This is a genomic window from Clostridium sp. HCP1S3_C6 (genome assembly GCF_052066735.1).
Taxonomy (GTDB): Bacteria; Bacillota; Clostridia; order Clostridiales; family Clostridiaceae; genus Clostridium.
In genome coordinates, this window is the sequence record NZ_JBQHRN010000044.1 from 1 (window position 1) to 14,888 (window position 14,888).

Consider the following 14,888-nt stretch of genomic DNA (forward strand, 5'->3'; position numbering starts at 1 on the left):
AACTCATCAGTGTAATTTGTTGATTTTCTAGCCATAATATTTCTCCTTGTATAATTTTTAATATTATATCTTGACCGAATAATTTATGTCTAATTAATTATAACCAATCCACCAACCATTGCTTGTTGATTTTGCAATACCATATTCGCTACTTATTTCAGATACACTCATTCCTGATTTAAATAAATCTACTATCATATCTTTATAATTTTGATCATATCTTCTGCCCTTTCCCTTAATGTGTCCACTACTTTATACTAACACCAATTACAACTTACAGGTACAAATATGACTGACATAAGTATAGCAAACTGTAATATTATAAGTAACAATGGAGATAAAGAAATTAATTCTTTAATCCAATTTAACACTTTAATAGAAACTTTAGATGAAAATACAGTAATTGATATTTCTGATACAGGAAAAGGCAAAGTCAATATTGATTATGCAAATAGAATAAAACCTATTCAAGTAGCAGTTGTTGATAAATCCAAGTTTTTAATAAAAGAACCTAATGATAAAATTCTTCAAAGTTGTACTATTAAATATTCAGATTTAAAAGATATTATTGAACACTTTAATAATATAATAGGAACTACATCATCAAATCCCGTTTTTAATTTTATTAATATTCATATAGATAATTCTAAAGTTATAGCAAAAGGTTTTGATGGTTGTGTTACATCAAGAATGTGCTTGTTCTGTAAAATACTTTCCCATAAAGGTTCATTACAAACTTTTGTAGATTTTGCTAATTTAAAGAAAGTTTTTAGTTCTTTGGACGATAATCAGAATGTGGTTATTGAAGTTACAAGCAATTATTTTATAATAACACAATCTAATGAAACACATTATATAAAGCTTAATACTGGTAAATATCCTAATATTGAAAAGTATATGCCAGATAAATATCCAAGTATATACGAATTAAATAGAAGTGATTTATTAAAAGCTTTATATAGAATTAAAGCAATAAGTAAAAATGCAACTACATCAACATTTACTTTTAATGATAATAATATACAAATAGAAGTAAATACTAGCAAAGGAAGTAATATAGAAAATGTTAATTGTATTAAAGCTGGAAAATCAATTTCTAAAATAGCTTTTGATACTCAGGTTATGATTGATACTTTAAAACAATTTTCTACTGATACAGTAAGAATGTGTTTTTATGCTTTAAATAATTGTGTTCTAATGCCTCAAGCTAAGCAGACTTATTTATACAGAATTTTATTAAGAACTATGACAATTAAGAATAAAACAAAATAGGAAGTGATGTTTTATGAATTTATTTTCGAAAGCATACAAAATTGAATATGGAAAATAAAAATACAATTATGGTATTTGATAAAAATAATACCAAACAACAAAATTGTAGCGAAAAGCGTGCAGAAAGATTAATAAAACGTGGATTAGCTATAAAAATTAATGATAATTCCATAAAACTTTTAAGTTCTGGATATGAAAGAAGAGTATTAAAACGTAAAATAGTTCAAGAAGAAAATAGAATATGTTATATATGTGGCAGAAGAATACCTTTAGATGAAAAAGCAACAGTAGATCATGTTATACCTTTAAAAAATGCTAATAAATTTGTTGAATATAGATTCAATAAAAGGTGTTGTTGTCAAAGATGTAATACGTCTAAATCACTTAGAACTTTATCACAATATGTTGATTACATAAAAAGACATAGAGATAAATTTAATTATCTTCCCGATTCAAGACTTGAAAAATTATTAAAAATAGAAAAAGAAGTTAATACTAAAATGATGGAATTGTTAAAAAATGAGGGGTGATAAAGGGTTGATCGTTATTACTAGAAAAATTGCTTATCTTCATAATCATAGTAAATATTCAGAATCAGATGCATTACCTGATATTATTGATTACAAAAATAATATAATAGAAATGCAAGAAAAAGATAATGTGGACATAGTTGGACTTGCTATAACAGAGCATTCGAATTTATTCTCATATTTGAAACACTATAATATTAATAAAGAAGTAACAAATGCAATAATTGGTGATGAAATCTATCATTGTGAAGACAGAAACATAGCAGACGATAAAGATAGATTTCATATGGTTCTTCTAGCAAAAAATGATGAAGGCTTAAAAAATTTATATCTTATAGCAACAGATTGTGGATTACACAAAGTTCATGGACGTAAAAAGGATTTTATGAGAACAGATGATGTATTTTTAAAAAATCATGGAAAAGGAGTTATTGCATTATCTGCTTGCATTGGTGGTATTATTCCTAAATTATTACTTAATGGAGAATATGATAAAGCAAAACAAAAAGCTTTATTCTATAATTCAATTTTTGATGAATTTTATTTAGAAGTACAGCCACATACAATAGATGAACAATTACTTGTTAATGCAGATTTAGTTAAAATGTCTAAAGAAACAGGAATAGGTCTTGTAATTACTACAGATACTCACTGGATAAATAAAGAAGATAAAAAATATCATGATATATTAAAAATGGTAGATCATTTAGCTCCTTTTACAACAGAATGTTATTTATATTCTTTTGATGAATTAGTTGAATATTGTGAAAAATATGATATTCCTTTATCTGCAATAACAAATACAGTAAAAATAGCAGAACAGTGTAATGTAAATCCAAACTCAAAAGATGCAAAAGGATTGTTACCAAATTTCCCTGTACCAGAAGGATATACAGAAGAAACTTATCTAAGAGAAATAGCACAAGAAAATCTGTTTAAAAATATAATTAAACACAAATATACTAATATAAAACAAAGAATTGATAGGCTTAATTATGAACTTGATATTATTTGTGGTGCAGGATTTAGTGGATATTTTCTTATACTTTGGGATTGGTTTAAATGGTGTAGAAATAATAAAATTTTATTAGGACCAGGTAGAGGATCGGCAGCTGGTTCATTAGTATATTATGTTTTAAATATAACAACAATAGACCCAATTACTAATTCTTTTATTTTTGAAAGATTTGGAGCAGTAGATAGATTTGTGTAAAACCAAATCTACCTACTGTTTTTTTGTATAATCTGTTGGTATATTTGAAATAATATTCTTATAGATTTGAGTAGGAATTTTTATGACAAGAAAAATTGATGCCAACTTTGATTACAACGAGGAAGTTAAAAAGTGCAAAACAATTGACGATGTATTAGGCAAGAATGGATTAGTACAAAGACTTGTAAAAGATGTTTTAGAAAATATATTAGAAGCAGAAATGGATGAACACTTAGGCAGAGATAAATATCAACGACAGACAGATGTTAATTCTGAAGATAGGAATTACCGAAATGGCTACAGCCAAAAGAACTTAAGAAGTTCTTTTGGATTGTCAACACTTTTTTATACAGTTATTATTCGATCATATTAGAAATTCTATATTCTATTGGTGTCATATAACCTAAAGCACTATGTATGCGTTTGTTGTTATACCATAGAACATAACTTCTTAATTCTAATTTTAATTGTTCCAAGCTTTCAAAAATCCTGTAACCCTTATTTATAATGGCTTACGGGATTTTTGCCTCTCTCAACTGTCAATGTTGACGATTATTGATTGATTAATTCTTGTATATCTATTATTATTGTTGATTTTGCTATTGCTTCGCATTCGCTACAAACCCATTGAACACATCTTGTTTCATTGAAAATACCTTCTTGTCTATAAAATACAGACTTTGCACCACAACAACTACAAATTGTTGGTGGTATTTCTTCTTCATTTTTTACTACAGGCTCATCATCTTTTTCTAAATAAAATTCCATTAAACATACAACTCCCTATAAATTGTTCTAAAAAATAATTCTGATTCGGCAACTACACTTTTTAGGTCGCCTTTTTTGATATCTAAAATGTCAAAACCAGCATCTGTTATTGTGTAATATTTCTTACCAATTTTATTAGTTTTCTTTATTGTAATATCAACATATCCTTTCTTATTCATGATATTAAGTAATGGATATAGCGTACCATGCGATGGTTTCCACATTCCATTTGTGCATACTTCGGATAAACTATTTAATATCTCTAACGCATATATAGGTTCTTTATGTTTCGATAATACATGTAACACATACACTTCTAAGAAATTAGTACTAGATATTTTAATTAGCATATGCTTATATGCGTTCTTATAATCTCTGTTACAAGAAATTCTTGAGTACTTATTAGTTATATCTATAGTAGGCTTTTTAATTCTTTGTTCTTTACTTCCTATAAGTCCTTCTGTGAGACAAAGTTTTTCTTTTATTTTACTTCATCACACGGGAAATACATAGATTTCTATACACTATACAATTTAATGAGAATTTTTTTACCTTTCAGTTCTGCAGGTCAATACTCATTTCCACAGCAACCATTTTTTTCGCCCTCAAAGCCCCTATTCATGCGGGTTAATTTTTCAATTTCCAAAACCTATTCTTTAGGACGCTTTTTTTGATGATTTTTATTAAATATTTTGCACTTAATTGTAAGTCAAAAAAGTAGCTCAGCCTACTAATATCAAGGTTTAAGAGCTTTTTCCAAAACCTACCCCCTATTTAGAGCCTTTTTAGGGTTTTGGATTTTGTAAATAAAATCCTTTAACACATATAATTATATCATAGTTTTAAATGATTTTTATAAGATTTATGATTATTTACTAAAATTTAAAATAGATGAGATTCTTTTGTATAATTGAAGAGGATTTCAAAAAATAAGGCTAATGTAATTTAATACACTAACCTTACTTACACACTTTGTTTTTAATGTATTTTAATTTATTTCTTCAACTTTACATTTATGTTCTTTTGTTTTTGAATCATAACAAATGGCAACTGCAAGTATTTTATTCTTTACATTTTCTTTTATAAATTTCTGAGAATATTCTTTTTCTATTATTTGTTTTATTGCCACTTCTGGAGAACTATCTTTTTTTAATTCTAGAACAAATGCTGTGTCATTTTTTCTTCTTGGATGAAACATAAAATCTGCATAACCTTTTCCAGTTTTTTCTTCGCGTTCAATTCTATATTTATTTCTTGCATATAAATATGCCAAAGTAATTACACAAGAAAGACTATTTTCATCATTATATTGAAGTATTGGTATTTCACTATTATGAATATTATCAATTATTTTTTCCATAGTTTCAGTATCTTTATTTAAAGTAGCTTTCAACATTTTTTCAGAATTTTTAACCATGTCCATAACTTCACCAAAGCTCTTATCCCTTAAGGCTTTTTCAAATTCCTTCATAAGTTCTTTATTAGGAATTCTTATGGTTCCATCATAATATGATAAAAATCCGTATACTATCATTGCTGAATATATTTCTTCCCTTGTTTCTGGTGCATCTTGACCTGCTCTAAATTCTTCATCAATTATAATATCTACTACATTCCCAGATACCATTTCTATTACATCATCACGTACTTCTGCTATATTATACTTTAGGTAAAATAAGACTTCATCCATTCTGCCTGTATTAGTCCAATAGCTTTGACAATAATTATCATTTAATGCACTAACTACTGACCTTGGATTATATAAAGAGTTTCCAAAACAATCAAAATACCCATTATACCATTCTGTAATTTCAGCAAAGGACATTTTTCCATTTCTTTTGCATAAATCTTTAACTTCTTTTTCTGTGAATCCAAAATAATCTGGATATACTCTATCATTAAGCATTGTATATTCTCTAAACATGTTAAGAGCAGAACCTTCTGAATACTTCTTAATTGGCAGTACTCCTGTCATATAACAAAGAGCTACATATGGCTTATCTTTTAAAAGATTTCTTAAAAACTCTAAAAAGTCTTTTTGATTTTCTTTAAATAAATCGTGACTAAATATATAATCCCATTCATCTATAATAAAGATAAATTTTTCATTTGTTTCATTAAAAATATCACTTAATGAAAAATATTTTTTTTCATTAACTTTGGGATATTTTTCTTTTATATCATTAACAATAGATTCTATTATCATATTAATATAATCATTATAATTATCACATTTTTCAGGCATTTTATTAAATGAAATATTAATAACATTATATTTATTGAGATTTTCTAAATAACTGTCACTTTTACTTATATTAAGTTTATCGAAAATATCTTTTGAATTATGCCCTTTTGTATAATATGCTCCTAGCATATTTATTATAGATGATTTTCCAAATCTTCTTGGCTTTGTTATGCACACATAACAATCAGATGTATCAATTAATTTATTAAGTTTGTCAAGTATCATAGATTTGTCAATAAAATATGCTGATTTTATTAATTTTTTATAATTTTCAAGTGCTGCATCTGTATTTAAATAAATAGCCACTATTTCTCACCTTCTTTATTATTGATTTTATCTTTGTATATTTGTATTATACATTAAAATTAACTTATTGTTTTATTTTTAAACATAAAATTATCTAATAAAAATAATAAAGAGCAAGTATTATTCGTATGACTAAATTTTAGTTATATAAATAACACTTGCTTTTTATTTTTTAATATATTGAATTTTATAGAATCATATAAAATACTATTCCATCTTTTAAACAGGTCAATACTCATTTCCACAGCAACCATTTTTTTGCCCTCAAAGCCCCTATTCATGCGGGTTAATTTTTCAATTTCCAAAACCTACCCCCTATTTAGAGCCTTTTTAGGTTTTTGGATTTTGTAAATAAAATCCTTTAATACATATAATTATATCATAGTTTTAATGGATATTAACTATTTTATAAGCTTCTGCATAAGTTTGGAATTCATTTATCTTAAAACACTCATCCTCAACCACCTCCAATAATTACTATATTTGGCATAACCTATATCAATAACCTTTGTCCAAGTAATTATTAGGACTTAAGAGATCTAACAAATTTACTTTTATACTTATTTCATTTGTAACATAAGCATTTAAACAAGATTTTTATATAGATGCAATTAATAGTTACATAACGGTTAATAGAAATCCGAATAGTTATTATTACTTAGATGTGAAGATTATGGAGTTAAAAGAATATATACTGAAGTATATATAGACTAATTGGGTACTGATGATGAAATAAATTATGAATAAATTCAAAAGAAAAATGCATTGAAATGGATGCTGCGAGAATAACTTATGATGTGAGGTCAACATATCATCGTATTTTCATACTACATATTATATGTAAAATATAGACAAAAATAAAATTAAATGCTATAGCTTCTGTGGTTATATAAAAATGACTAAAGAAGAATTTAATTCTTCCGTAAATAACCTAAAAGGTTATAAAATTTCATTAATAGATTTAAAGAGTCTGTCAATAGTTTTGTGTAAACTAAATAAGTAATATTTTATTTGAAGTAAGGTTGAAGGATTAGAATTGAGATGATTCAACCTTACTTTTTAATATGTATTTTTAATAAATGAACTGGTCTAAACGACCTTCGAAGAAGATTGATAGTTGAGCTAAGATTTGAGCCCATCCTCTAATTCCTTGTGTCCATTTCTTTGTTATATTAACTGTAGCCAGATATAAAATTTTTAATAATGATTCATCATTTGGAAATACAGATTTACTTTTTGTAACTTTCCTTAATTGGCGATTATAGCTTTCCATAGAGTTGTTTGTATATATTATTTTCCTTATTTCAGGCGGATACTTAAAAAAAGTTGAAAGCTCGTCCCAATTATTTCTCCAGCTCTTAATTGCTAGTAAATATTTTTCTACCCATTTTTCTTCTAGTTTGTCTAATTCAGCTAACGCTACGTCTTCAGTAGTTGCTTTATATATTAGCTTTAAATCTGCATTGAAAGCTTTCAAATCTTTATAAGAAACATATTTGCTAGAATTCCTAATTTGATGAATAATACACTTTTGAATCTCTGTTTTAGGGAATACTGCTTTGATGGCTTCTGTAAATCCCTTCAATCCATCAACACATGCAATTAATATATCATTAACACCTCGATTTTTTAATTCATTTAACACTAAAAGCCAATATTTAGCTGATTCTGCTGAACCAATCCAAATACCTAGCACATCTTTTTTACCTTCTATATTAACTCCGATAACAGCGTAAGCTGCTTTAGGCACTATAGCATTTATACATTTGTTACATTTAAAATTACATTATGTTTTTCTTTTATTAATCTACTTTCAGCTCTCCTGACGTTTTCTTTCCGGAGTATATAAATAATAGGCAGCATCTTTAATCAACTTTGATTTATTAGACATAAGCATAAAGTTTCCTATACCTTGAAAATTCATAAATTCAGTATTATTAAAATCAAATTTATCCTTAAGTTGATTAATTGCATTATTGCCTCTTTTTTATATACATTTATATTTTTCAATTTTACATTGTATGGTTTAATTACTTTTTTTAACGAATCCATATTTAGCTAATATAATATATTTCATTAGTTATGGTTTCTGCATATCTATATGCTACTTTAAATAGAACATTTTTATCATATAACTTATATGCTTCACACTTACTTTTACTACAAGAAATTAATACAACCTTATTCATAATTAACCACTTCTAATACTATTTTTTAAGGTATCTATCATTTTGCTAAAGCAAGGATAGATACCTTAAAACTATAGAAACATTGCATTATATATTTATCTATTTTTCTAATTTTTCTAAAAGATATCTTTCATCTTCAAAATTAAGTTCTATTCCATTAATCATTTTCTCTGCAATATTTTTTGATTTTGAAGATGCTTCTATCATAGCAATAGGATATTTATATTTTATAAAATCAAGAACCTCTAATGCCTTATCTACTAGTGAATTATTTAAAATATTAGAACATATAGATCTTTGATCACAAATATACCCAAGAGCTATGATACAACAAATTAAATCTTGCTCTTTTGATAATTTAGATAAAATAAGATTGCACAAATACTCTACTACTTTTTCCTGTGAAATTTTAATTTGCCCATTAATATCTTTTCTTAAATAAATACCTACTGCATAGGCACTAAATTGCAAATTATTATTACAATGTTTTAAAGCTTTCTTATAATCATTTTTAAATTGTTTAAAAATCCAATCTCCCTGAGTTCTAGTCTTGGCATAAGTATATAAACACGCTTGCCTATATACTGCTTTTTCATTTAAAGATTGAATCTTATTTAAATTCTTTGTTGTTCCACACATTCCTAAAGTATATATTGCTTGAATATTAGTAGATGTTCTAGGGCCTCCAACAGATAATCCTAATAATTCTGATCCTAATTGAGCAATACATAACTCCTCTAATTTTTGCTTTGAATCGTCGTCCCATTTTTCCCCTATTTTTCTTGCCATAACAAATAATCTTTCTCTAAACACTTCAGAATTGATACTTTTCAACTCATTTAATATTGGCTCTGCAAAATCTTCTGGATTTGCACATTGATATATTGATTTTAGGCATATATTTATTTTTTTAGAAACAGCTGATTTTTGAATATCATTTCTTGATTTCATAAATTTGTCATAATTACAACAAAGTTGCTTTATATTGCAAATTTCTTCCTTAGCCTTAAGAATACTGCCAGTTGGTGATACAAATTTGCATTTTACCATTTTGTCTTTATCTAAATTACATCCTACATCTATAGTCCCAATCTTTTCTTCAATTTTATTCACCCCCATTTCATCAGTACTTGTCCACGCATTCATAGTCAAAACTTTACTACTGCTCATATATATTTCAAATGATACATAAACACCATTCTTATATTGATTAGAGAACTCTATTTTCCCAGAAGATATTGTACGATATGTTCCATCAATATTCTTTGTTTTAATAGGTATTGCAATTATAGATTGACCTGGTGTTAATCTAAAACCATTTTGAACCTTAGATTGATAGGGCAATTCTGCACCTGTTGGTATAATTTCATGCACAGCACCATTTTTAGCACCTAAATATAAACTTTCATTTAATATTTTATTACCAAACTCAATTCCTATATTATGCTTTTTAATCATCTCTTTACTTATATCTGATGTTTTAATCTTTACATTATTCACGGAATCATTATATGTATTTCCTAATAACTTCATATCATCTTGAATTTGAGAATACTTATGTAAATAGTAATGATAAACAGCAGCACCTCTTGCAACCGCTTGATCTGGATCAAGCGCAACAATTGGTTCAAATCCAAAAAATTCTTTTAATCTGTCTATTACTAAATAAAATTTTGACATTCCTCCATTAACTATTACTGCATCTACATTAATAGTTTCTACTTGTAATTTCTTAGATGCTTTATTTAAAACATCTAAGATTGGATAAATAATATTTCTAGTATCATTTATCGAAGACATTTTTTCTATATTTTTATAATCTTGATATTTTAAATGTTCACCCATAAAAGGTTTTAAAATATTTTCAATCTCTTCTTTGTTAAAAGAATCATCATATGCATAACCGATACTTCCCATATTTCCCCCTACAGAAAAAGTATCACTCTCTTTTTCATCATCCCAACCATCGTCTTCCCAATCACTTTCCCAATCTTGACTACATCTATCATTTAAGTCAATTTTTAATTGCTCAGCATAATTTCTAAGTTGAGGCATAATTATTCTCTTTTCTCTTTCTATCTTATTTACAATTTCAATATGAGAACTATATTGCTTTTTATATCTATCAAACATTGCTTCTGCAATTAATTCATCAAAATCATCTCCACCTAATAAAGTATATCTATTAGTTGCAATTTCTGAAACTTTTAATACTTCATTACAATCAACTCTTCTAATAATTTGATGCATAGTTATATCTAAAGTTCCACCCCCTAAATCAAAAACTAATACATTTTTTTGCATATCTAAGTTCAAAATGTGTCCAGAAATTTCACCATTATGAATTTGATTTATTAAATCATATATAACTGCATTAGGTTCTGGTAATAATACCGGACGTTCACTACCATCTAAATTTTTTACTTTTATACCTGCTAATTCAGCAGCATCTCTAGTTGCTTTGCACATAGCAGAATCAAAATTAGCTGGTACTGTAATTACAGCGTCATCAATTTTACATCTATATATTTTTTCAGCATTTTTTATTAAATGCTTTAAAATATTTGAAGATACTTGTGCTGGTGTTTTATCGGGAATATCTGGTGACAGCCCCTCTACTTCGTTATTACCCATTTGACTTTTTATAGATTTAGCAACTAAATGTGGACGCAAAGGATATTGCATTTTTGCAAAATCACCTACTAAAGGTTCATAATTTTTTTCTTCTCTATAATAAATGCAAGATGGTAATAATGGTCGTTTTTGTTTCGATAATTTTACTTCTGAAGATATATTACTATACATATCAACTGCTCTAGGAATATCAACAACTTTACTTACAATATCTCCATTAGGTTTTAAATTAACAGTTGCAAGTACTGAATTAGTAGTACCCAAATCAATTCCTACACATAGATCACTATGTTCTTCATTATTAATCTTCATAACCGTCTACCTCCTTAACCTTAGGTCTAGAAATTTGAACTTCCTTATCTTTAAAAATCCATCCTGGTGAAATAACTTTTACATTTTTAACTTCTTCACTATTTTTAAAAGGCGAACCTTCATATATACAAAATTCAACATCTGATGCTTTAACTTGTTTTATATTATTAACCTTCATAATAGGATTTATATGACTATCTCTAACAAATTGGATTAATTTTTTCACCATAATAAGCAATCCATTAATCTCAACTGGTAAATCAAAACCATTTTTCTTTAATGTGTCTACTCCTTTTCTCACAGCAAGTAACTCATCTAAAATATAACCATATTTTTCCGAATTAAGCTGAGCAAAAAAATCTGCAAGTTCCTTATTTCTACTTTCTTCAATTTGTTCATCAAATTCACTTTGAAGTTCTTGAAGCATCATATCACTTCTTTCAAGTGCAACTTCTAATCTTTCAATTTTTTGTATGGCCTCGTTTAATGAAATCTTAGGACTTTTTTTATTTGGAATATAATTTATTTTAAAATCGTATATATCTGCAATTAATTCAACAATATCAATTAAAAAATATTTTGATAATGTACTTCCTAAATATTCAAGTTCATTAGAATCATTATAAATATCTATTTCTGGATATTTATAAAAAAGCATTATTGTAATTATACGTTTTTCTGTATTATTAATTTTTTTATTATTAAATACTTCATTATAAACTTTACTATATTTTTCAGAATCTCCTTTCAGTGCATCAGCTAGTATATCTACTAAATTTTCTGAGTTAATATACATATACTTTCTTTCAATTGGATTTGCAATTCTTAAATCACGAAAAATTCTAATTACATCATTACCATTCATTTCATATGAATATTTTTCATTTAATTTTTTAGCACAAATTGTTGGTTCCATTGAATAATTTTCACATATTGTTTTTAAAATTCTATTTTCTAGAATTATATTAATATTAGTTCTATTAGCAGTTGTTCTTCTCTTTTTATTCATTTTTTTATGCATTTCTGTTAATATCTTTTGAATTGAATTATCTTTTACATTAATCATTACAATTCCTCCCCAAATTATAAATTATATATTTCATTATTATCTGCAAAAATAAATTGAGTTCTAGATTCTGAATTTTTCATAACTTGCTGCTCGATAGTATTATTGTTTTCATTTTCTCTTTCTTTACCACAATGAACAACCACAGTTACCTTTGGATTCAGATCTTTTATAAATTTACATAATCCTTGAAAATCTTCATGTAAAGAAAAATCAACGTTTACAATGACTTCATTGTTATATTGATAATTACTACTTCCTATAACTATATGTAAATGATTATTTTTATTGAATTTTAAATTATTAATTGAATGACAATTAATTTCCCATAACATAACATTCAATCTTTCAACTTCATGTATCATATCTGTAAAATTTTTTTCTATATATATTGGAATATCAGAATATCCCTTATTAATCATAAATTTGGTTAATATTTTTAAAAACTCTATTCCTTTACTTAATTGATGAACTTTACAATATACAGAACAATTATTTCTAATTAAATCTTCTATTCTGTTTAATATATTATTTATATTATTATTATTTCTTGAATAACATGGATGTTTAGCATGTAAACCACACATAATCACAATATCTGGGTGTAAATTTTGTGGTAATAAATAACCATCAGTTAACGGTGTGCTAAATTCTGAAAAATCCCCAGTATATAATATTTTTATTCTTTTATATATTATTAAAATCATTGCTGCACCTGGAATATGTCCTGCATTAAAAAATTCGACCTTATATTTTTTAAAATTAAGAGTAGTATTATATGTAACAGTTGATATTTTATCAATTATATTTTTTATTCCTAATCTTTCATTTTCTGATGAAAGATTATTAGTATTTATATATGTTCTATCATATAATTGATATTTGCAAAATATTGATGTTAACTCTGTCATATAAATTGAAATATCATTATTTTGTCTAAATAATTGTGGCAATGCACCTATGTGATCCATATGTGCATGCGATATAAAAACATTTTGCAATTGATGCATACTCTGCATAAATGGTGGTTCTATTATCCAATTAAAACAGGGTTCAAAAATAATATTTTTATCATATCCAATCCCACAATCCAACATAATATATGTATCATCTAATTTTAAAAAATAGCAGCTAGCACCTACATTCTGTCCACCACCTAAGGCCATAAACTGTATATTGCTATTCATGTATATCACCATCTTTATTTAGTATATTTTAAAACGTTTACTTATAATAAATATATAAATAAAAATTATATATTTATTATAAAACTTTATTTTGTACTATTTATAACCATTTTTTTAATAATAAGTAAATTAAAAATTCTTGTATCTTCTTTTAACACTAAGTCTTAATTGTAATTATAAATTGTATGTATTTTGAATTTTTGTAACAATATACTCTACAACTTCATTTAAATTCATTTTTGTTGTATTGATAAATTCATATGTCATATTATACCTTTCAAGAAATTCTTTTATCTTCTCATATGGCTCATTAGAAAATATTTTTCTTTCTAAATCCTTATCTTCAGGATTTCTCAATATAATTCTACGTTTTCTTTCAGCTTCTGATACATATAATACAAAAGTAATATCGGGTATACCACACGATTTGACTAATTCATCAAAATATGTAATATGATTTACTTCAGCATTCCAATAATAATTTGATACTAAATGCCGATCTGTTATTACATTTTTATCTTTTGCAATTTGTGAAACTAAATAATTACCTGTTCCATAAAACATAGCCCGAAAATGAGAATTGCTAATAGCATTTACTTTTTTAATAATTTCTAAATAATTATCCATGCCGTTATTATCTGTAAAAATGTGTAGTGGTTTTTCAATAAATTCAAATGATAATTTGTTTGCAACCTGTTTTGCAGTTTCTGTTTTACCTGCACCATCTAATCCTTCTATTGCAATATGCATAAATGATCACTCCTTTTGTTTTTCATACATAATTGTTACTTTATAATTGTCATTTTTCTCTTATATATCTATCAAATATTCATTTTTAATTCGATTATATATAATAATTCTTCCATAACCTTTTTCTATAATTTCATCTGCTAAAGATGCCCGTATGTCAGCAATATCTCTTTGTATAGTTCTAACATTTACTTGAAATTCATTTGCAGCTTGATTTATGTTTATGCATTTGCCTTCTTCAAAACATACATATAATCTCAATACTCTATAATTCTTACTAAATTTCATTTAAAACACTTCCTTAAACTGTTGGTGTCAATATAAATTCCCCGAAAAAGGGAAAGAAAATTCCCCACCTTTGGGTATAATTAATTCAAGATTATTTTTTTATAATCCATTTAATTTTTCTTGTCGTT

The 14,888-nt window shown here is 26.0% G+C and carries 14 protein-coding genes and 2 pseudogenes; 4 read left to right on the forward strand and 12 right to left on the reverse strand.

All coding sequences use genetic code 11. The annotated features are described in order from the left end of the window. Positions 1-288: 288 nt before the first annotated feature. From ACTNAO_RS11855 to ACTNAO_RS11870, 4 genes and pseudogenes are all read left to right on the forward strand, one after another. Complete coding sequence (locus ACTNAO_RS11855; RefSeq protein WP_441029262.1) at positions 289-1,272, forward strand: hypothetical protein; 984 nt, start codon at positions 289-291, stop codon at positions 1,270-1,272. A gap of 47 nt (positions 1,273-1,319) precedes the next feature. After that, positions 1,320-1,802: an HNH endonuclease gene (locus ACTNAO_RS11860; protein WP_441029264.1), complete on the forward strand. Its 483-nt coding sequence runs from the start codon at positions 1,320-1,322 to the stop codon at positions 1,800-1,802. Continuing rightward, on the forward strand, positions 1,792-3,015 hold the full coding sequence (locus ACTNAO_RS11865) for a PHP domain-containing protein (protein ID WP_441029266.1): 1,224 nt from the start codon (positions 1,792-1,794) through the stop codon (positions 3,013-3,015). The genes ACTNAO_RS11860 and ACTNAO_RS11865 overlap by 11 nt, the downstream gene beginning before the upstream one ends. Positions 3,016-3,097: 82 nt before the next feature. Further along, positions 3,098-3,346 (forward strand): annotated as a pseudogene (locus tag ACTNAO_RS11870) (transposase); the annotation flags it as partial. A gap of 25 nt (positions 3,347-3,371) precedes the next feature. Here ACTNAO_RS11870 and ACTNAO_RS11875 read toward each other — a convergent pair. From ACTNAO_RS11875 to ACTNAO_RS11930, 12 genes and pseudogenes are all read right to left on the reverse strand, one after another. Then, entirely contained in the window at positions 3,372-3,524 is a 153-nt protein-coding gene (locus tag ACTNAO_RS11875; protein WP_441029287.1) for an IS3 family transposase, read from the reverse strand. A 43-nt stretch (positions 3,525-3,567) separates the two neighbouring features. Next, positions 3,568-3,783 carry a hypothetical protein gene (locus ACTNAO_RS11880; RefSeq protein ID WP_441029268.1) on the reverse strand — a complete coding sequence of 72 codons (216 nt, stop codon included), beginning with the start codon at positions 3,781-3,783 and terminating at the stop codon, positions 3,568-3,570. After that, positions 3,783-4,133 carry a PadR family transcriptional regulator gene (locus ACTNAO_RS11885; RefSeq protein ID WP_441029270.1) on the reverse strand — a complete coding sequence of 117 codons (351 nt, stop codon included), beginning with the start codon at positions 4,131-4,133 and terminating at the stop codon, positions 3,783-3,785. Before ACTNAO_RS11885 ends, ACTNAO_RS11880 begins: the two co-directional genes overlap by 1 nt. A 638-nt stretch (positions 4,134-4,771) precedes the next feature. Next, positions 4,772-6,334, reverse strand: coding sequence for an AAA family ATPase (locus ACTNAO_RS11890; protein ID WP_441029272.1), 1,563 nt, complete (start codon positions 6,332-6,334; stop codon positions 4,772-4,774). 143 nt (positions 6,335-6,477) lie between these two features. Continuing rightward, entirely contained in the window at positions 6,478-6,639 is a 162-nt protein-coding gene (locus ACTNAO_RS11895; RefSeq protein WP_441029274.1) for a hypothetical protein, read from the reverse strand. A 767-nt stretch (positions 6,640-7,406) separates the two neighbouring features. Continuing rightward, a pseudogene (locus ACTNAO_RS11900) lies at positions 7,407-8,087 on the reverse strand (IS256 family transposase); the annotation flags it as partial. Between the two features lie 301 nt (positions 8,088-8,388). Further along, positions 8,389-8,523 carry a hypothetical protein gene (locus ACTNAO_RS11905; RefSeq protein WP_441029276.1) on the reverse strand — a complete coding sequence of 45 codons (135 nt, stop codon included), beginning with the start codon at positions 8,521-8,523 and terminating at the stop codon, positions 8,389-8,391. A 99-nt stretch (positions 8,524-8,622) separates the two neighbouring features. Further along, entirely contained in the window at positions 8,623-11,469 is a 2,847-nt protein-coding gene (locus ACTNAO_RS11910) for an Hsp70 family protein (protein WP_441029278.1), read from the reverse strand. Next, a complete protein-coding gene (locus ACTNAO_RS11915; protein ID WP_441029280.1) occupies positions 11,459-12,535 on the reverse strand; it encodes a hypothetical protein in 1,077 nt (358 codons plus the stop codon). The genes ACTNAO_RS11910 and ACTNAO_RS11915 overlap by 11 nt, the downstream gene beginning before the upstream one ends. A 17-nt stretch (positions 12,536-12,552) precedes the next feature. Then, positions 12,553-13,722, reverse strand: coding sequence for an MBL fold metallo-hydrolase (locus tag ACTNAO_RS11920; protein ID WP_441029282.1), 1,170 nt, complete (start codon positions 13,720-13,722; stop codon positions 12,553-12,555). Positions 13,723-13,896: 174 nt separating this feature from the next. After that, positions 13,897-14,472 (reverse strand): hypothetical protein, encoded by a 576-nt coding sequence (locus tag ACTNAO_RS11925; protein WP_441029284.1) that lies wholly within the window; start codon positions 14,470-14,472, stop codon positions 13,897-13,899. Between the two features lie 60 nt (positions 14,473-14,532). Next, complete coding sequence (locus ACTNAO_RS11930) at positions 14,533-14,760, reverse strand: hypothetical protein (protein ID WP_441029285.1); 228 nt, start codon at positions 14,758-14,760, stop codon at positions 14,533-14,535. Positions 14,761-14,888 lie beyond the last annotated feature (128 nt).